Source organism: Streptomyces sp. NPDC059010, assembly GCF_042740355.1.
In the GTDB taxonomy this organism is placed as follows: domain Bacteria; phylum Actinomycetota; class Actinomycetes; order Streptomycetales; family Streptomycetaceae; genus Streptomyces.
Window position 1 is genome coordinate 113,614 of sequence record NZ_JBHYJA010000024.1, and the last position, 18,199, is coordinate 131,812.

At 70.0% G+C, this 18,199-nt stretch carries 20 protein-coding genes; 6 read left to right on the forward strand and 14 right to left on the reverse strand.

Features of this window, described 5'->3' with window-relative positions; translation table 11 throughout:
* Nucleotides 1-210: 210 nt before the first annotated feature.
* The 8 genes from ACFWYS_RS25790 to ACFWYS_RS25825 all read right to left on the reverse strand — a co-directional run bounded on the left by ACFWYS_RS25790 (nucleotide 211) and on the right by ACFWYS_RS25825 (nucleotide 8,400).
* Nucleotides 211-702 (reverse strand): HAD family hydrolase, encoded by a 492-nt coding sequence (locus tag ACFWYS_RS25790; protein ID WP_384773376.1) that lies wholly within the window; start codon nucleotides 700-702, stop codon nucleotides 211-213.
* 740 nt (nucleotides 703-1,442) lie between these two features.
* Entirely contained in the window at nucleotides 1,443-1,634 is a 192-nt protein-coding gene (locus tag ACFWYS_RS25795; RefSeq protein ID WP_384773378.1) for a hypothetical protein, read from the reverse strand.
* Nucleotides 1,635-1,649: 15 nt separating this feature from the next.
* The gene (locus ACFWYS_RS25800) at nucleotides 1,650-2,009 is read right to left on the reverse strand and encodes a hypothetical protein (RefSeq protein WP_384773381.1); all 360 of its coding nucleotides are present in this window, start codon (nucleotides 2,007-2,009) and stop codon (nucleotides 1,650-1,652) included.
* Nucleotides 2,010-2,219: 210 nt separating this feature from the next.
* On the reverse strand, nucleotides 2,220-2,843 hold the full coding sequence (locus ACFWYS_RS25805) for a hypothetical protein (RefSeq protein WP_384773384.1): 624 nt from the start codon (nucleotides 2,841-2,843) through the stop codon (nucleotides 2,220-2,222).
* Between the two features lie 131 nt (nucleotides 2,844-2,974).
* Nucleotides 2,975-4,654 carry an ATP-binding protein gene (locus ACFWYS_RS25810; RefSeq protein ID WP_384773516.1) on the reverse strand — a complete coding sequence of 560 codons (1,680 nt, stop codon included), beginning with the start codon at nucleotides 4,652-4,654 and terminating at the stop codon, nucleotides 2,975-2,977.
* 89 nt (nucleotides 4,655-4,743) lie between these two features.
* Nucleotides 4,744-5,427 carry a response regulator gene (locus ACFWYS_RS25815; RefSeq protein WP_384773387.1) on the reverse strand — a complete coding sequence of 228 codons (684 nt, stop codon included), beginning with the start codon at nucleotides 5,425-5,427 and terminating at the stop codon, nucleotides 4,744-4,746.
* A 13-nt stretch (nucleotides 5,428-5,440) separates the two neighbouring features.
* The gene (murJ, locus tag ACFWYS_RS25820) at nucleotides 5,441-7,183 is read right to left on the reverse strand and encodes a murein biosynthesis integral membrane protein MurJ (RefSeq protein WP_384773390.1); all 1,743 of its coding nucleotides are present in this window, start codon (nucleotides 7,181-7,183) and stop codon (nucleotides 5,441-5,443) included.
* Nucleotides 7,180-8,400, reverse strand: a complete 1,221-nt coding sequence (locus ACFWYS_RS25825; RefSeq protein WP_384773393.1) for a lipid II:glycine glycyltransferase FemX — start codon at nucleotides 8,398-8,400, stop codon at nucleotides 7,180-7,182. The genes murJ and ACFWYS_RS25825 overlap by 4 nt, the downstream gene beginning before the upstream one ends.
* Before the next feature lie 275 nt (nucleotides 8,401-8,675).
* Here ACFWYS_RS25825 and ACFWYS_RS25830 point away from each other — a divergent pair, with 275 nt between their 5' ends.
* Complete coding sequence (locus ACFWYS_RS25830; RefSeq protein ID WP_384773396.1) at nucleotides 8,676-9,830, forward strand: Ig-like domain-containing protein; 1,155 nt, start codon at nucleotides 8,676-8,678, stop codon at nucleotides 9,828-9,830.
* Between the two features lie 93 nt (nucleotides 9,831-9,923).
* On the opposite strand, the gene ACFWYS_RS25835 is transcribed toward ACFWYS_RS25830, so the two are convergent.
* Nucleotides 9,924-10,592 carry a hypothetical protein gene (locus tag ACFWYS_RS25835; protein WP_384773399.1) on the reverse strand — a complete coding sequence of 223 codons (669 nt, stop codon included), beginning with the start codon at nucleotides 10,590-10,592 and terminating at the stop codon, nucleotides 9,924-9,926.
* A gap of 309 nt (nucleotides 10,593-10,901) precedes the next feature.
* Between ACFWYS_RS25835 and ACFWYS_RS25840 the strand changes: the two genes are divergently transcribed.
* The 4 genes from ACFWYS_RS25840 to ACFWYS_RS25855 all read left to right on the forward strand — a co-directional run bounded on the left by ACFWYS_RS25840 (nucleotide 10,902) and on the right by ACFWYS_RS25855 (nucleotide 13,819).
* A complete protein-coding gene (locus ACFWYS_RS25840; protein WP_384773402.1) occupies nucleotides 10,902-11,252 on the forward strand; it encodes a MerR family transcriptional regulator in 351 nt (116 codons plus the stop codon).
* Between the two features lie 234 nt (nucleotides 11,253-11,486).
* Nucleotides 11,487-11,690: a cold-shock protein gene (locus ACFWYS_RS25845; protein WP_007383480.1), complete on the forward strand. Its 204-nt coding sequence runs from the start codon at nucleotides 11,487-11,489 to the stop codon at nucleotides 11,688-11,690.
* 186 nt (nucleotides 11,691-11,876) lie between these two features.
* Nucleotides 11,877-13,526 (forward strand): DEAD/DEAH box helicase, encoded by a 1,650-nt coding sequence (locus ACFWYS_RS25850; protein ID WP_384773405.1) that lies wholly within the window; start codon nucleotides 11,877-11,879, stop codon nucleotides 13,524-13,526.
* 11 nt (nucleotides 13,527-13,537) lie between these two features.
* On the forward strand, nucleotides 13,538-13,819 hold the full coding sequence (locus tag ACFWYS_RS25855) for an SCO5918 family protein (protein ID WP_384773408.1): 282 nt from the start codon (nucleotides 13,538-13,540) through the stop codon (nucleotides 13,817-13,819).
* A gap of 26 nt (nucleotides 13,820-13,845) precedes the next feature.
* Here the strand turns inward: ACFWYS_RS25855 and ACFWYS_RS25860 are convergent, their stop codons facing one another.
* Nucleotides 13,846-14,475 (reverse strand): SRPBCC family protein, encoded by a 630-nt coding sequence (locus ACFWYS_RS25860; protein WP_384773410.1) that lies wholly within the window; start codon nucleotides 14,473-14,475, stop codon nucleotides 13,846-13,848.
* Nucleotides 14,476-14,575: 100 nt separating this feature from the next.
* The gene (locus tag ACFWYS_RS25865; protein ID WP_384773413.1) at nucleotides 14,576-15,607 is read right to left on the reverse strand and encodes a medium chain dehydrogenase/reductase family protein; all 1,032 of its coding nucleotides are present in this window, start codon (nucleotides 15,605-15,607) and stop codon (nucleotides 14,576-14,578) included.
* A 111-nt stretch (nucleotides 15,608-15,718) separates the two neighbouring features.
* On the opposite strand from ACFWYS_RS25865, the gene ACFWYS_RS25870 reads away from it, so the two are divergent.
* On the forward strand, nucleotides 15,719-16,378 hold the full coding sequence (locus ACFWYS_RS25870; protein WP_384773416.1) for a TetR/AcrR family transcriptional regulator: 660 nt from the start codon (nucleotides 15,719-15,721) through the stop codon (nucleotides 16,376-16,378).
* Here ACFWYS_RS25870 and ACFWYS_RS25875 read toward each other — a convergent pair.
* From ACFWYS_RS25875 to ACFWYS_RS25885, 3 genes are read right to left on the reverse strand one after another with little or no spacing between them, the layout of a single operon-like run.
* Complete coding sequence (locus ACFWYS_RS25875; RefSeq protein WP_384773419.1) at nucleotides 16,375-16,965, reverse strand: CGNR zinc finger domain-containing protein; 591 nt, start codon at nucleotides 16,963-16,965, stop codon at nucleotides 16,375-16,377. The genes ACFWYS_RS25870 and ACFWYS_RS25875 overlap by 4 nt on opposite strands.
* A gap of 52 nt (nucleotides 16,966-17,017) precedes the next feature.
* Nucleotides 17,018-17,272, reverse strand: a complete 255-nt coding sequence (locus ACFWYS_RS25880; protein ID WP_384773422.1) for a hypothetical protein — start codon at nucleotides 17,270-17,272, stop codon at nucleotides 17,018-17,020.
* Between the two features lie 12 nt (nucleotides 17,273-17,284).
* A complete protein-coding gene (locus ACFWYS_RS25885; RefSeq protein WP_384773425.1) occupies nucleotides 17,285-18,085 on the reverse strand; it encodes an alpha/beta fold hydrolase in 801 nt (266 codons plus the stop codon).
* Between the last annotated feature and the right edge of the window lie 114 nt (nucleotides 18,086-18,199).

Here is an 18,199-nt window from a genome sequence, read left to right on the forward strand (position 1 = left end):
CTCCTTTCCGCCCCAGTTCCATCGCACCACGGACGTGCGCCGCGGGCGAAGCGACAGGTCGGGCGGTACCTCAAGGATCAAGCGATATCTCAAGGATCGAGCGACCGCGCCCCCGACAACCGGGCGGCCGACTTCCTGCCGCCCGACGACCCGCTGGGCCCCGGTCCGTCGGGGCCTCCAAGGAACCGGAGGAGCGCCGCCTGTGCCTGCCTACTGCCTCGCCCCGCCATGGCCATCACCGCCGTCGACAAGTTCGCCCAGTGCACAGAACGGACCCCAGCAATGCCCGCGATGCGCCACACGCAACCCGGCCGCCCTGGCCGGGAAGACGTCATTGGCCGGATGATCACCGACATGCACCGTCCGTTCCGGCGCAGCCTGCGCCACCTCCAGCACCCGCTGGAAGAACTCCGGCTGCGGCTTGGCCACACCCCAGTCCCCCGACGTCACGATCAGGTCCACGGGCAGATCGAGGTCACGCAGCAGGTCACCGACGCGGGACGTCTGATTCCCGGCGACGGCGACGCGGACCCCAAGTCCGCGGAGCTTGGACAAGGCGGGCCGCACGTCGTCACACAGATCCGACTCGTCAAGCGCCTCGCCACGCCCCGCAGCCTCACGAGCGTGATACTCAGCGGCAACGTCAACTCCGGGACGCGCCAGCCGGATGGCATCGACGTCAAGAACGATGGTCTCAACCACCCCGGAAAGCCTAGGCCTTACCCAAACAACCTGACGCGAACCGCACGCCCCACCTCACGCGGTCAGGCGGCGGCACGGTGGGAGTGAACTTCGGCAGACCCCGCAGAAGGCCCTGGAGTGCTCACCCCCTGTGTAACTGATTGACAATTCCTTGATTCGGGAGGAGCGTGCCGTCCAAGAATGGGCCCGAACGGGGGAAATGATCAAATGCCTGGAAGTCTGATTCTTCTATTACTACTGGGGCTCGCGATAGCGATCCCATTGGGACTCTGGTGGATGTCCACCGACAGCACAGCCACGCGCACGATCCTGGGACTCGCCATCACAGTCGTCACGCTTTCGGTTGCGGCGACCGGAAATCAGATCATTCAAAAGAGTACTCTAAACCCAACCCATACAGCAGCTACCCGTAATTCAACTGTCACATCGGGCACGCTTCTCCCACAGCGTCAGGGACAGGGCGATTCTAAAAGTCGTTGTGATCAAGGGTCTGTGTTGTTCGCGGCAATGTGACGATGTACTGGGCGCCCACCACCCCCGCAACGAGGCTCCGGTTGACGGGTGACCTCGCAAGTCACCCTGAACATCCGTAGCCTCGATGTGCCGTGCTGACCGTCACCTACCTCAGCGTCAACTTCCTCATGCACGCGGCCAGGATCATCTGGCATCGCACCATGATGCGGCGCGAACGCCCGGGATGTACCTGTCGTCGGTGCATCCCGGGCGCAATTGAGGCCAGGTCAGATTCTCGATTCCTCGGAGGCTGACTTGCTGTCCTGGCTGCGGGAAGATCCTGCCTTGCTCATGATGAAGGCGTAAATTCCGGCCAGTGCGAATGTGACCACGTACTGAGCCCATTGCGTGGAATCCAGCAGCTTGTTTGCCAGAACGAGCACGCCGGCCCAAACGAGGGTTATCAGAATCTTAGCCATCGTGAAACCTCACAGCTACGCGAGTGCGGAGAGGCACCCAGTGGCTCCTGCGACCACGACCTTGGCGGCAATGTCCTCAGCGACGTCCTTGCTGACGAACCTGCCCACCACGAGTGCACCAGCGCCACCGATAGCCGCCTTGATCAGGCAGTCCTTGACCACCTTCTCCATCTTCGTGTTGGACATGAGGGACTTGCACGAATTCTCGTCGTGATAGACGACGCACTTGGACCTCTGCTCCTCGATCGGGCTGACCCGGGCCCCGTCACCCCTGCCCGTGTCGGTCGACGCGGATGCCGCGCCCGCGCCGGAGAGCACCGCGGCCCCCACCAGCACAGCTGAAGTCAGTCCTGAAGTCAGACGTATCTTGCTCACTTGTTCCCCGGTTCTTGAATTTTCGAAGGCGAAGGTCGCATGCGCTTCGCCCTCTGGTCGTGTTCGACCTTAGTAACGGGGATCTTGCTGCGTGAACCCCCCTTGAGGGTCATTTGAGCTTCTCGTTCCCTGTTCCGCTTCGCAAAGACGCCGGGGCGCAAAAAATTAGGACGTGTGCGTACTTTGTGGTCCAGGGCGTGTGATGGATCGCTAATGTTCCGGCGGCGTCGTACCTGCCCGGGCTGCGGTCCCCGCAGGAACGCTCACGGTGCCGCCGGGAGCCAGTCCACAAGTGCCGGATCTCGATGCTCCGTCATGGCCCGTCAGTTGCACGACCGCCCGACCGTCGGCGTCCTGGCTGTAGGCGATCGTGCAGGTCAGTTGGCGTAGGGCGGTGCTGTTCAGGTCCTTTACGGCCAGGGGGAGGCGGCTTGTGATCTTGCCGTCCGGGGAGACGTCGATCTCGACGGTGGGGCCGGTGCCGGGGGTTGGGAGGGCGGTGGTCAGGCCGGCGGCTCGGTCTTCGGGGCGGGGGCCGTCGAGTAGCGCCAGGATTATCTTCTCCGTGGGGATCGGGCCCGTCTTGGCGTCGGAGTTCTTGGCTCCGGAGCCCCACTCGGCGGATCCGTCTCCGAACTCGTACGACGGCTCGGGTGTCCGGATCACCGGGGTCAGGCGTCCGTCAGGGGCGCGGAAGAAGAGCAGCATGTCGGTGTCGCGGTTGAAGAAGGCCTGGACGCTGGCGGGGCCGCCCGCCTCGATGACGTCGGTCTCCTGGATGCCGCAGCCGCCGAGCAGCGGTGCCGTTACCGCGATGGGGATGGCCAAGGCCACCGCGAGTCGGAGTCTGCGCGCACTCCTTCTCCCCCGACCCTCCTCCACGCGAGGCGGTGTCTCGACAGCCACGGCCACGGCATCCACGGCCACGGCGGCGTCCGTCGCGTGTCGGCGCCCCCGCGCACGCCTCATCCCCCGGCCCCCTCCGCGTGAAGCGGTATCTCCACGGTGAAGACGGCACCGCCCCCGGGCAGGTTCCCGGCGCGGATCGTTCCGCCGTGCAGCTTCACGTTCTCCAGGGTGATCGCCAGGCCCAGGCCGCTGCCCGCCGAACGGGTGCGGGCCGCGTCGGCCTTGTAGAAGCGGTCGAAGATGTGCGGGAGGGATTGGGGGCGGATGCCCGGGCCGCTGTCCATGACCTCGACGATCAGCGCCTGCGTGGACGCGGAGCAGGCCGAGGCAACCGAGCCGACCGAGGCAACCGAGGCAACCGAGGCAACCGAGGCAACCGAGGCAACCGAGGCAACCGAGGCAACCGAGGCAACCGAGGCAACCGGTGTCAGCGTGCCCGCGGAATCGGCCGAGGCCATCAGCACCGGCGTACCCGCAGAGCGTTCCTCCGCCGCCAACACCGGCGATCCCGCCGCCTCTACCTCCCCCGCCAACACCGCCGTACCTCCCACCCCCGTCCGCAACCGCACCGTCACCGGCGCACCCCCATGCCGCAGCGCGTTCCCCACCAGGTTGGCGATCACGACGTCGAAGCGGCGGAGGTCGAGGCGGGCTCGGATTCCGTCAGGGAGGTCCGTACAGACGCGGGCGTCGGTCCAGTGGCGGTTGTGGAGGGTTTTGCGGATGGCCTCGGCCACGTCCACCTCGTCGGCGTTCAGTTCGGCCGCGCGGGCGTCGAAGCGGGAGATCTCCATCAGGTCCTCGACGAGGACGGCGAGCTTTCCCGTCTCGGCGCTGACCAGGCGGACCGCTCGGGCGGTGTCGGCGTCCAAGCCGTCCGCGTCCTCGTCCAGGACCTCGGTGACGGCGAGCATTCCGGCGAGGGGGGTGCGTAGTTCGTGGGAGACGTCGGAGGCGAAGCGGCGGGCTCGGGCTTCGGCCTCGCGTAGTTCCCGGACCGAGCTCTCCAGTTGGGCGGCCGACTCGTTGAAGGTGTCGGCCAGGTCCGCCAGTTCGTCGCTGCCGCGTACCGGAATTCGGGTGTCCAGTCTGCCGCTGCCCATGCTCCGGGCCGCCTCGCGCAGTTCCCGCACCGGGCGCAGCACGCTGCGGGCGGCGATCAGGCCGGGGATCAGGGCGACGACGAGGCCGGGCAGGGCGCCGTCGCGGGCGGCCATGAGGAGGGCGTCGACGTTGATCTGTTCGTCCGTCATGGGCATTACGGCGTAGAGGACGAGTCCGCTGGGCAGCAGGCTGTACGGGCCGGTCTTGAAGACGGTCGGCATGGCGATGGTCAGGTACGGGACGCCGTCCTTGACCACCCGCTCGAAGCTGCCGTGCGGGTTGGCCCGCGCGGCGCGGCGCAGTTCGGGTGTGATGACGGTGGAGACGGGGTTCTCGCCCGAGGAGACGCGGACCGAACCGTACTCGGCGAACACCACCCAGGGGTGCGGCTTGCCCTTGCGGGCGATGTCGCGCAGGACCCCCTCCAGGCCGCCGCCGTCCTCCCGCACCGGCAGCCCGAAGCCCATCTGCTGGACCTGCTCGCGGAACGACGTGACCGCCGTGTCCTGCGCCGTCTCCAGCAGCGCGTTGCGGGCCTCGCGGTACGTCAGCGCCGCCGTCGTACCGGCACTCACCGCGGCGACCAGCAGGAAGGCCAGCAGGAGTCGCGTGCGCAGGCCGAACGCCCTGATCCGCCGCGATCGCCCCGATGGCCCCGATGGCCCCGATGGCCCCGATGGCCCCGATGACCGTGATCGCCGCGATCGTTGAGGGACCGTGGTCACAGCGGACCGAAGCGGTAGCCGAAACCCCGCAGTGTCTGGACGTAGCGGGGGCTGCCCACCTCGTTCTCGATCTTGCCTCGCAGACGGGCGACGCACGCGTCCACCAGCCGGGCGTCGGCGTGGTAGCTGTGCTCCCAGACGTGTTCCAGCAGCTGCTGCCTGCTGAACACCTGCTCGGGGGCGGCGGACAGGTGCAGCAGGAGCTTGAGCTCCGAGGGGGCGAGGGCCAGGGGGCGGCCGGACTTGGCGACGGTCAGGCCGACCCGGTCGATGGTGAGTTCGCCGTAGACCTCGATGGCCGGGCGGCCCTGGCCGCCGTCGTCCAGGCGGCGCAGTACGGCTCGGATGCGGGCCTCGATGACCTCGGTGCGGGCGGGCTTGACGATGTAGTCGTCGGCACCGGCCTCCAGGCCGATGACCACGTCGAAGTCGTCGCCGCGCGCGGTGAGCATGATGATCGGCAGCTGGCTGCGCTCGCGGACCTGGCGGCAGACCTGGACGCCGTTCATTCCGGGCAGCATCAGGTCCAGCAGCAGCAGATCGGGGCGGAACTCGGCCATCGCGGCGAGGCCGGCCTCGCCGGTCGCGGCCGCCCGGACCTCGTGGCCGCGGCGGCGCAGACCGAGTTCGACCCCCTCGCGTACGGAAGGGTCGTCCTCGATGAGGAGCACGCGGGGCATCTGCGGTTCTCCCTCAGTGATGGTCATCAGGTCCGGTCCGGGGCGGGGTCCCATTCCGCGTCCCGGTCCCGGCCCTGGTCCGGGTCCGGGTCAGTCTGTTGCGTATGCCGTGGAGCAGCGCTTCGAGTTCGGCCAGTCGCAGCGGGCGGGCCAGCACAGCGAAGGTGAGGACGACTACGGCCGCACCGGCAACCGTGGAGACCATCGCCCCCGCCCGCTCGGTTCCCGCGACCGCGAAGTGGGCCAGCGCCGTGGCGGGGACGGCGGCCAGCAGCAGCCGTATGTGCGCGCCGGCGGCCGATGAGCGCAGGGGGCGGGCGACGGCGAGCCTTCGGCTCAGCACCCGTGCGGTCAGCGCCCAGCCCGCGCACAGCGCCAGTGAGTACGCGGCCGCCATGCCCGTGACGGCCCAGCGCGCCTGCAGCAGATGCGCGGCGGCCAGGGACAGTCCCGCGTTGAGGGCGACGATCACGAGGTTGAGCAGGAACGGCGTACGGGTGTCGGAGAGCGCGTAGAAGGCGCGGGACAGTACGTACTGGCCGGACAGGGCGATCAGTCCCGGCGCGAAGGCCATCAGGATGCCGGCCATGGCGGCCGTGTCGGCGGCGCTGGTCCTGCCGTATCCGAAGACGAGCGCCATCACGGGCTGGGCCAGGGCGAACAGCGCGCAGGCGGCGGGTACGACGGCGGCGGCGCAGACCCGCAGGGCGTGCGAGACATCACGCCGTACGGCGCCGGTGTCCCCGTCGGCCGCGGACGCGCTCATCCTCGGCATCAGCGCGGTCACCACGGAGACCGTGACGATGCCGTGCGGTACGACCCACAGGGCATAGGCGTTGTTGTACGCGCCGTATCCGGGGCCGCCGTCGAGGCCCGCGGTCGTGGCCAGCCGGGTGGTGACCCAGTAGGCGGCCTGGTTGGCCAGGACCAGCAGCACCAGCCAGCCGGCCGAGCGCAGGGGGCGGGTCAGTCCGCTGCCGCGCCAGTCGAAGCGGGGCCGCCAGCGGAAGCGGGCCGCGCGCAGCGCCGGGACGAGGGCGAGTGCCTGGACCGCGATACCGGCGGTCGTGCCCCAGCCGAGCACGGCGGTCTCGGTCGCGGTGAGCATGCCCCCGCCGTCCCCATCGGCCCCGCCGCGCATGGCCAGGGCCAGGTACAGGCCGAAGACGGTCATGACCACGACGTTGTTCAGGACCGGCGCCCACATCATCGCGCCGAACCGGCCCCGTGCGTTGAGCACCTGGCCCAGCAGCGTGAACAGTCCGAGGAAGAAGATCTGGGGCAGGCAGTAGCGGGCGAACGCCGTCGTCATCGCCGCCTGTTCGCCCGTGTAGTCGGTGTACACGTCGATGATCGCGGGTGCCGCCCATACCGCCGTCGCGGTGATAGCCAGCAGGGCTACGACGCAGACCGTGACGAGCCGGTCGGTGTACGCGGTGCCCCCGTCCTCGTGCTCCTTGGCGGCCTTGACCAGCTCGGGCACGAAGACGGCGTTCAGCGCGCCGCCGAGGAGCAGCACGTAGACGATGGTGGGCAGGGCGTTGCCGACCGCGTAACCGTCGGGGACCGGACCGATGGTGCCCAGCGCCGCCGCGACCACGGCGGAGCGGGCGAAACCGGTGGCCCGGGAGACGATGGACCCGGCGGCCATGACGGCACTGCCGCGGGCGGCGTTCGTCGCTCGCGCGCTGTCCGTGCTGTCCGTGCTGTCCGCGCCGGTCGGCTTGGTCGGTGTCACCGGCGTCGTCTGCTTCATCGGCGGTTCAAATACGCCTGGAAGGCGCGGTGAAGCGTGTGGTTGGCGCTGCCGCTCAAGGGCCTCTCCCATTCCCCCAACGTCTCGACGACCTGTCCCCCGGTGCCGAGCTTCCACCGCAGCAGTCCGTACGTACGTTCCTCAGGATCGAGAGTGGAGGGTACCCCGCGCATGTCGTAGACCTCGGCGCCGAGCGCGTGGGCGTCCTGCAGCATCCGCCACTGCAGGGCGTTGGAGGGCCGGACCTCGCGGCGGTGGTCGGCCGAGGCGCCGGTCTGGTACCAGGTGCGGCGGCCCACCGTGATCATCGTGTGGGCGGCGAGGATCTCCCCGCGGTGCCGGGCGAGGTACAGCTTCATCCGGCCCGGTTCCTCGGCGTTGAGGGCCGCGTACTGGCGCTCGTAGTAGGCGAGGGAGCGGCCGAGCCGGAAGCCGTCGCGGCGCTCGGTGATGCCCAACAGCCGGTAGAAATCCGGGAGTTCGGCGGCGCTGCCCACCACCACCTCCACGCCTTCCTTCTGAGCCCGGCGGACATTGCGTCGCCACTCCTGGTTGAGGCCGGACCACAGGTCCTCGGTGGTGCGTCCGGCGAGCGGCACATGGAAGACGTGCCGGGGCTGGGCGTCACCGTCCCCGCCTCCGCCCCGGCCGCCGCCCTCTCCGGTCCCGTCACCACCGCAGCGCCGCCAGCCCCGCGCCCGCAGCCGTTCGGCGACGGCGGTGCCGAGCGGGTCGACCTCGCTGGCGAGGACGTCGCCGAGGCGTCGGCCCGGGCCGGTGAGGGACTTGAGCCGGGCGGCGTCCCAGCGGCGGTAGGCGGGCGACGGGCCGATGCGCACGGCGAAGGCGCCCGCGCGGCGCAGGTGTTCAAGGAGCGGGTCGAGCCAGTCGTCGAGGTGGGGGTCGCTCCAGTCGGCGACGGGGCCTTCGGGGAGGTAGGCGAAGTACTTGCGGGTGCCGGGGAACTGACGTAGCAGCACGAGGGCTACCCCGGTAAGGGCGCCGGCCTCCGGGTCGGGCCCCCAGCCGAGGAGCCGGGCGCGCCAGCCTTCCTTGACGTCGGCCCAGGACGGGCACTGGAGGAATCCGGCGCCGACTGCGGCGCCGTCGGGGGACGCGAGGAAGGCGCGGTAGGTGTCCGCGGAGATGGTGCACAGGGCGAAGCCCCGGTTGCCTGGTCGGCACACGCGGCTGGGCGGAACGAGCAGCGCTGACACGTCTGAGCCTCTCATTCTCCCCGGGTCTGTCGCGGGGACAGACAGGAGGCTCACAGCGGCCCATGACCGCTCCGTCCGGCGAATGTGACGGGACCATGACCGTTCCTCACCAGTCGCCGTCATAAAGCTCCGTAGCCGCTGACCTCGGGTTTTCCGGCTCTACAGTCACGACATCGCCGACTCTTCCACTCGTTCGCTTCCTCCCGGAGGTCTCGTTGTCGCGCACCCGTGCAATCGCCCAAGTCCGTGTCCGGACCGCCGTAGTGGCCACGGCCATGGCCGCCTTGCTGACGCCGCTCGCCGCCTGCACCTCGGGCGGCTCCCCCAGTGCCCCGGGCACCAAGGTGAAGCCGAGCGCCGACGACCGCCCGGTCACGGTGACGGTCACGCCCGAGGGCGAGAAGGTCCCGCCGGGCGAGACCGTGAAGGTCACGGCCGACGGCGGCAGACTCACCTCGGTGACCGTCACCGACGGCGAGGGCCACCGGCTCGCCGGCAAGGTCGCCGGTGACGGCCGTTCGTGGGTCTCCGACCGCAAGGCCGCACCCGGCGCGGCATACGCGGTGACGGCGGCGACCCGGACCGGAGCCGGAACCGCGAAGACCACCAGGGCCACCTTCACCACCGCCCCCGCCGACAAGGTCAACAAGGTCGACTGGCGGCCGGGCTCCGCCACCACCGTCGGCGTCGCGCAGCCGATCTCCCTGGTCTTCGACAACCCGGTCGAGAACCGGGCCGAGGTCGAGAAGCAGCTGAAGATCACCACCTCGAACAACACCGAGGGCTCCTGGGGCTGGATACGTGACTGGTCGGGCCGGGACCGGGTGGACTGGCGGCCCAAGGCGTACTGGAAGCCCGGCACCAAGGTCACGCTGAACGCCGAGCTGAACGGCACCGACTCGGGCAAGGGCGGCGGCTGGTTCGTACGCGACTACACGAGCACCTTCACCATCGGCGCCCGGCAGATCGTCAAGGTCGACCTCGACAGCCACCGGCTCACCCTCGAACGCGACGGCGAGACGGTCCGGCGCATACCGGTCTCCGGCGGTACGCCCGGCGGCGACAAGCGCTCCTGGCACGGGACCGCCGTGCTCATGGCCAAGGAGGGCACGATCAACATGAACTCCGAGACGGTGGGCCTGGGCGACGCCTACGACAAGATGGTCGACTACTCGATGCGGCTGACCTGGTCGGGGATGTACGCGCACGCCGCCCCGTGGAACGCCCGCTACTTCGGCAACTCCAACCAGAGTTCCGGGTGCATAGGAATGAGCACGGCGAACGCCGCCTGGTTCTACGGGCAGGTGCGGCCGGGCGACCCGTTCGAGATCACCGGCAAGGAGACCAAGGGCGCGGTCGCCCCCGGCAACGGCTTCGGCGCGTGGAACCTCTCGTGGGCCGAGTGGCAGCAGAAGAGCGCGCTGCGCTGAGCCACCGCGCCGAGACGGACTCACCGCCCGAGTGGGGTTCCGCCTTGTGCGACTTCTTCACCCGGGCCGTCGTTCTGCCCGGACGCGTCGCCGTCACGGCCCGATGACCAGGGCGCAGCACGGCACCGCGAGAGGCGATTCAGCGGCGGCGGCCGTCACGGAGCGCCAGCCCCAGGCGCGCAGGGCCCGCAGTGTCGCGGTGTCGGCGCGGTCCACCAGCGTGACGCCGAGTACGGCGGGGTGGCCGGTGAGCCCGGCGGTGTGATCGGCGAGCAGCCGCCGTTGCAGGCGCCGGGCGAGATTCCAGTCACGGCCCTGGTTCTGGGTGCGCACCCGGGAGTGGACCACCAGCCCGGAGATCGCGAAGAGCCTCCCGGAGGGCGCGAGCCGGAGCAGGTCCAGCGGGAGATACCGGTCCAGACCCCGCCACCGGGGCCCGTAGGCGCGTACCGGAAAACCGTAGGCGCATCCCGTCAGTACGACGCCGTTGGCCGGGCCGGTGCCGGCCAGTTCCCGGGGTACGCCGCGCTCCGCGACCAGCAGGGCGAAACCCGGTCGCTGCACCTCGACGGCGAGTCTGCGCAGGAACAGCTCGCGGTCCTGGTTCCACGCCCGCGGATCGCTTCCGGAGGTCTCCGCGTACAGGTCGCCGAGTTCCTGCCGCCGGTCCTCGATCTGCCAGCGGTTCAGCGGGCGGATGCGCTCCCCTTCCAGGGGCGACGGCATCTGCCGGCCCTTTCGGTCGGGCATGTTCACGGCCATGAGGCGCACCCTGCCCCCGGGGGCCGGACGGACCGGCCCGGCGTAGTCGTTCGCCGAGAACGGCACCGCGTGTGAGCCGGCGCACGATGAACCCTCGGCACTTTCACGGTACTCCCGCGCACGTCCGGCCAGGTCGGAGGAGCGGGACACGCCGAGCCGTCGACTCGTCACTAATCTGTTATGGCGAAGACACCTTCCCGCGTCCGCCGGAGTTAGGGTTGTCGCACGAGGCAGGTGTCGCTGAACCCTTCCGAGCACGCGTGCCGCGACACGCCCGGGCCCTCGCCGCGTCCCCGAAACGAAGGTGCCATGCCCGCTGAGAAGGTCCCTGTCGCGGGAGACCTCGACAACGACGACTACCCCGCCTACACGATGGGGCGGGCCGCAGACATTCTCGGCACCACCCCGGCCTTCCTGCGCGCCGTCGGCGGCACCGGGCTGATCACTCCGCTGCGTTCGGGAGGCGGCCACCGCCGGTACTCCCGCAGCCAGTTGCGGATCGCCGCCCGCGCCCGTGAACTCGTCGACCAGGGCACCCCCGTCGAGGCCGCGTGCCGGATCATCTCCCTGGAGGACCAGCTCGACGACGCCCTGCGGCTGAACCGGGAAATGCGTCGCCAGCTGGACCAGCGGGGCGGCCACGCGGCCGCGGATACCTAGTCCGGCCGGTACAGAAATATGACCCACGGCGGGATCAGAATCTCCGGCCGACCCCGAAAAAACATGAGGCTTCCACCGCGGTCCCTGTGTTAACGTGATAGCAGTTGCAGTTTTGGTTGCCAGAGACTTTTTTCTTTGCAGAGCTTTCCGGATCTTTCCGGAGGGGTGATCATCGCGGCGACTCGGATTCCGTAAAGTGCGGATTCCGGCACTGCCCCCCAAGGGAGATTCAATATGGCATCTGGCACCGTGAAGTGGTTCAACGCGGAAAAGGGCTTCGGCTTCATCGAGCAGGACGGCGGCGGCGCTGACGTGTTCGCCCACTACTCGAACATCGCCACCTCCGGCTTCCGCGAGCTTCAGGAAGGCCAGAAGGTTACCTTCGACGTGACGCAGGGCCAGAAGGGCCCGCAGGCCGAGAACATCGTTCCCGCCTGACGCTCACGCGAACCATGTGGCTGGGGCCCGCGCTCTTGGGGTGCGGGCCTCAGCCCATTGTTTTCCCGGGTTTCTCAGCGCCGTGAGGCCCTGACTTTCGCATTTCCCTCGGCTCATTCTTGTGAATCCGCGTGTGGCACCGCTGGGCGGAATTCCTCGATACGCCGCATCGAGGAAGGTTCCTCCATGAACCGCACCCGTCGTGCCGACGGTGGCTCCGGACGCTCTCGCACGCAGGCGAGAGGCCGGCAGAACCCTCGTCCGGCCACCGGGCGCAGGAACGGCTCCGGAGCACGCTCCACCACCCGCCCGCAGGAGTTCGCCCTGCCGGTCACGCACACCGAGCCGCTGCCGCCGGTCGCGACGTTCGCCGAACTCGACCTGCCCGCCCGCCTGCTGACCGCCCTCGCCGCCGAAGGCGTGACGGTGCCGTTCCCGATCCAGGCGGCCACCCTGCCGAACGCGCTGGCCGGACGGGACGTCCTCGGCCGGGCACGCACCGGCTCGGGCAAGACGCTCGCCTTCGGCCTGTCCCTGCTGGCCCGGCTGAACGGACAGCGGGCCCAGCCCCGGCAGCCGCTCGCCCTCGTCCTCGTACCCACCCGGGAACTGGCCCAGCAGGTCACCGACGCGCTCACCCCGTACGCGCGCGCCCTGCGCCTGCGGCTCGCCACCGTGGTGGGCGGCATGTCGATCGGCCGCCAGGCGAGTGCGCTGCGCGACGGCGCCGAGGTCGTCGTGGCGACACCCGGCCGCCTCAAGGACCTCATCGAGCGGGGCGACTGCCGGCTGGACCAGGTCACCGTCAGTGTCCTGGACGAAGCCGACCAGATGGCCGACATGGGGTTCATGCCCCAGGTGACCAAGCTGCTCGACCAAGTCGGTGCCGACGGCCAGCGGTTGCTGTTCTCCGCCACCCTGGACCGCAACATCGACCTGCTGATCCGGCGCTACCTCCACGACCCCGTGGTGCACTCGGTCGACCCGTCCGCGGGCGCCGTCAACACCATGGAGCACCATCTGCTGCAGGTGAGCGACACCGACAAGCACACCACCGCGACCGAGATAGCCGCCCGCGACGGGCGGGTGATCATGTTCCTGGACACCAAGCACGCGGCCGACCGGCTGGCCAAGCACCTGCTGTCCGTCGGTGTGCGGGCCGCGGCCCTGCACGGCGGCAAGTCGCAGCCGCAGCGCAACCGGACACTCGCCCGGTTCAAGGACGGCGACGTCACGGTCCTGGTGGCCACCAACGTCGCCGCCCGCGGGATCCACGTCGAAGGCCTCGACCTCGTCGTCAACTTCGATCCTCCGGGCGATCACAAGGACTACCTGCACCGCGGCGGACGTACCGCGCGCGCCGGGGAGTCCGGCACCGTCGTCACCCTGGTCCTGCCGCACCAGCGGCACGCGATGGACCGTCTGATGGCCGACGCCGGCATCACGCCGAGCACCGCCCGGGTCCGCCCGGGCGAGGCCGAACTGCATCGCATCACCGGCGCCCGAACCCCCTCGGGCGTGCCCGTCACCCTCACCGTGCCGGTCCCCGAGCAAGGCGAACGCAAGGGCTCCGCCTCACGCGGTCGCAAGGCGTCCGGGTCGCGCGGTCGCAGGGGATCCGGAGCAGGCAGCCGTACCGGGTCCGGCGCTGGTAGCCGTACGGGATCCAGCACCGGCAGCCGTACTGGATCCGGCGCTGGTAGCCGTACTGGATCCGGCGCTGGTAGCCGTTCTGGATCCGGAGCCGGTGGCCGAGGGGGACGGTCCGGCGACCGGGGCGGGAGCGGACGGGCCGCCGAACGAACCCCTCGCTCCAGCCCGCGGAACACCCCATAGAGGAGAAGCCCATGCGCTGTGTCATCGCACATTTCCCCTTCGACCTGATCAAGAGCGAGGTCGAGCAGTCGATGAGCGGAATCACCCCCGAACCCGTCACCGGCGTGGCCGTGACCATCGGGCGCCGCGTCTACCCCGTGATGCAGGTCGGGGAAGTCATCACCAGGCAGAACCGCCGCGACTTCACGGCAGGCGAGATGCGCCGGGCGCTGACCCGGCTCGGCTTCACCTGCCACGACGCGCCCCCGCCCGCACCGGCGCCGCGAGCCGACGAGGGTGCGCTCGGCTGGTAACACCTCGGGGCCGGGCCTGCTCGACGTCAAGGCCGTCCGGTCCCTTCGGTGTGGGCTTCGGCGGTGGTCTTCAGGTCGTGCAGCCACGCTTCGAGGCCCGCGCCGAGGGCCGCCGTCGCGGTGGGGACGTCCGCCTCGACCTGGGCGCCGGTCCAGGTCTCCTCGGTGTGGACACGCACCCCGCCCTTGACCTTCCTGAAGGTCCACAGGTGGACACCCTCGTCGATACGCAGCCCTTCACCGATCGCGGGTCCACGCCACAGGACGCAGTCGTGGCGCCGGAGTTCCTGCACGGTGGAGGTGATGGCGAGTGTGGTGGCGGGTGTCGTGGGGGTGGCCGGTGCGGGGGTCGTCCACCGGAACCGCGAACCCGCCTTCAGCCGGCCCGGGTCGAGACGTTCGGCGGTGATGACCGGGGGCTGCCAGGACGGCCAGCGTTCGACGTCGGTCTGCAGCTTCCAGACGGTGCTCAGCGGCGCCTTGATAAGGGTGTCGGACTCGTAGCGGATGACGGCGGCCGGGTCGACGCCGCGCCCGCCGCACTGGGACGTACCGCTGTGCGGGGTGACCTGGGTGGCTTGGGCAGCCTGTGCGGCCGGGACGGTGCCCGCCAGGACGGCGGTGACGGCGAGCGAGACCGTGACGGTGCTGAACATGGTGTTCCCCTCGTTTCGTTGTGGTGATTGGTTGCGGTGATTCGTTGCGTGATTCGCCGCGTGATCCTTGCGGTGATGGGATCGGGCGCTCCGGTGCCCGCTACGGGTTCAGGACGACCTTTCCGGCGACCGTGCCCGACTCGGCCAGCCGCAGGGCGTCGGCGGCGCGGGTGAGCGGCAGTTGCGCGGCGATCTGGGCCGTGACCTCGCCGCGCTGCAGGGCGGCGAAGACCTGCGTGAGGTCGGTACGCAGGCGGGCGCGGAAGCGGTTCTTGGCCAGGGCACGGCCGGCCCAGACGTTGAAGAAGTAGGCGCGGCGGCGGTTGGGCAGGGCGTTCCACAGCCACACCCGGCCGAGCAGCTTGAGGACCGGCCACTGCTTGGAGCCCTCGTCGTCCCGGGTGGAGGCGCTGCCGTACGAGACGAGCGTGCCGCCGGGGGCGAGGAGGCGCCAGGAGTCGACGATGCCCTGGCCGCCGACATGGTCGAAGACGGCGTGCACCCCGCCCGGCGCGAGTGTGCGGATGCGGGCGGCGAGGTCGGCGGCGCGGTAGTCGACGGGGACGACTCCCCGTTCCCGCAGGGCATCGTGGTGGCGTACGGACGCCGTGCCGATCACCCGCGCTCCCGCGGCCAGGGCGAGCTGGACCAGGACCGAGCCGACGCCGCCGTTGGCGCCGTACACCACGACGGTGTGTCCCGCGCGGACGCGGGCCTTGCGGTGCAGCATCTGCCAGGCGGTGATGCCGTTGACGACGAGGGTCTCCGCCTCGGCCGCGCCGATCCCGTCGGGCACCGGCACCACGTCCGCCGCGTCGACCACCACATGGCTGGCCCAGCCGCCGACCTTGAGCAGTGCGGCGACCCGGGTGCCGGCCAGGTCCGGGGTGACGCCCTCGCCGGTGGCCAGCACCGTGCCCACGAGGTCGTAGCCGGGCACGAACGGGAAGGGCGGCTGGTCGTAGTAGCGGCCGCGGCGCATCTGCTGCTCGGCGAAGGAGACGCCGGTGGCCTCCATCCGGATCACGACCTGGCCCGGGCCCGCGGCGGGGACGGCGCCGTGCCGGATCTCAAGCCCCTCGGGCTCGACCTTGCCCGGCAGGACGACCTCGACGAGTCCTTCGGCGTTCATGGTGACCTCCACAGAGTCAGCGGGTGCTCGGATTACTGGGCTTCGCGTTCGTTAGAAGTTATAACTCCACGGATCCGGGAGTGTCAATAACTTCAGTGATAACCTCTAACTATGGTGAACTCGGAAGCGAAGACCCCGCGTGAGCGCTACCGCGCCCAGGTGCGTACGGAGATCAAGGAGCGCGCGTGGGAGCAGATCGCCACGGCGGGCGCGTCCGCGCTCTCCCTCAACGCGATCGCCAAACAGATGGGCATGAGCGGGCCCGCGCTGTACCGGTACTTCAGCGGCCGTGACGAGCTGATCACCGAGCTGGTCAGGGATGCGTACCGAAGCCTCGCCGACACCTTCCGCGCGGCCTCGGCGGCCGGTGCCGACCTGGCCGCACTGGCGCACGCCCTACGCGGATGGGCCCTGGAGGACCCGCAGCGCTATTTCCTCATCTACGGCACGCCCGTTCCCGGCTACCACGCGCCCGACGACACCACCGCGATCTCGTCCGAGATCATGGCGACCCTGCTGGACGCCTGTGCCGCGCGGCCCCTGGACGGCCCGGCGACGCCGTTCGACGCACACATCGGGGAACACCGGGACTGGGCGGCCGGCCACCCCGCCCCGCCCGCGGTCCTGCGCCGGGCGCTGACCTTCTGGACCCGGCTGCACGGCGTCCTGTCCCTGGAACTCGCCGGTCAGTTCACCGGCATGGGATTCGACCCCGCGCAGCTCTTCGCCGCCGAACTGGACGACCTGGTCGGCCAGGGCCTGGTCGGCTAGGACCCGGTCGGCTGGGACCCGGACTCTTCGGGCCGAGAGACGGGGGCGCTCTTCCGGCGGGCCCGGTACGCGGCCGCCTTGATCTTGTTGCCGCAGGAGTCCATCCCGCACCACTGCCGGCGCGTGCCCCGGGAGCGGTCGATGTAGGTGCGGGTGCACTCCGGGTTCCCGCACTCCTTGAGCAGGGGGACGTCCGGTCCGCTCAGCAGCTCGACGGCGTGGCGTGCCACCAGGGAGAGGGCTTCTTCCGGTGTCGCCTGGGTCCAGCGCCCCGACGGGGTGAGCTGCGGCACCGCGGACGGCCTGCGCGCCGCGTTGTTCACCACGGTCAGCGCCGCCCTGTCGTACTCCTCACCGAGCCGACGGGCGGTGACCAGTTGGTAGGCGGCTTCCCGTACGGTCCTCGCCTGCTCGACGTCGGCCTCCTGACCTGGGGAGACCGCGTCGACGATGCCGGACTCCACGTACCATGCGTTCAGCCTGTCCGGCGTCACCAACATCTCGAAGCGGACCGAACGGCGCGCTCGCAGCGTCGCGGCGAAGTCGAGCGCCGGGTTCCCGCAGACGAAGACATGGTCGAGGTTCACGTCACCACTCTGACAGGTGACTGCCCCACCGGGCAAGAATTCCGGTTCCGGCTCAGAGGCCCAGGTCGGCGGCGACGCATGCGAAAGACCGCCACGAGCCCTCGGGGTCGTAGGCGAATCGCGCCGGATCGGCGGGCGTAGCCGTCTTCTCCTCGACCAAGTCCTCGCGGCGGATGCGCTCGGGCAGCCTGCCGAACCGCGCCCGCCGTCCCGCTGCGGCGCCGTCCGTGGCGTTCAGGCCTGTGTTCTGGATTTCGTTCCGGCTTTGGTTCCGGCTTTGGTTCCGGCTTTGGTTCCGGCTTTCCATGAGGGAACTCCCTTATCCGTTCACGTCGATGACGGCCCGGGCGAAGGCGGCGGGTGCTTCCTGGGGCACGTTGTGGCCGACACCCGGCAGGGTTCGGTGCTCGTAGGCGCCCGTGAACCTGTCCCGGTACGAGGCTCCGCCGCCCGGAGCGGTGAAGGGATCGCACTCGGGGTCGAGGGTGATGGTGGGAACGCCGATCGTCGGCCGCGCGGCGAGCCGTTTCTCCAGTGCGTCGTAGCGGCGCTCGCCGTCGGCGAGGCTCAGCCGCCAGCGGTAGTTGTGGACGACGACGGCCGCGTAGTCGGGGTTGTCGGTGACCAGGTATCCGCTCACCGACACGAGGGCCTTGCAGCGTTCGGGCCAGAGCGCGGCGACGATGTCGGCGGTGCGCGAGCCCCAGTCGAAGCCGGCGAGCACGGCCTTCTCGATCTTCAGGGCGTCCATCAGGGCGATGACGTCCAGGGCGACGGCCGACTGCTGGGCGTTGCGGAACGTCCGGTCGGAGCGGAAACGCGTCGTGCCGTGGCCGCGCAGATAGGGGACGACCACCCGGTAGCCCCGCTCGGCCAGGAGGGGGGCTACGTCGACGTAGCTGTGGATGTCGTACGGCCAGCCGTGCAGGCAGATGACCACGGGGCCGTGGGCCGGGCCCAGTTCGGCGTAACCGACGTTCAGCAGGCCTGCCCTGACCTGCTTGAGCTGCGGAAAGGTCGCTGCCGACGCTGTCTGCGGACCTCGCAAGCCGGTCAGCGAAACGGCTGCCGCGCCCGTGCCGACCCCCAGGGCCTTGCCGAAGACACGCCTGTCGATCATGTGCATCCCCTCCACGCGCAGACTTCACGGGCCGTGCGACGACTGAACTGTCGCACGGCGAGGGGGACCCGGGCCAAAACGCAGCCCAACAAGATGTGGGGCAGGTAGACCCAC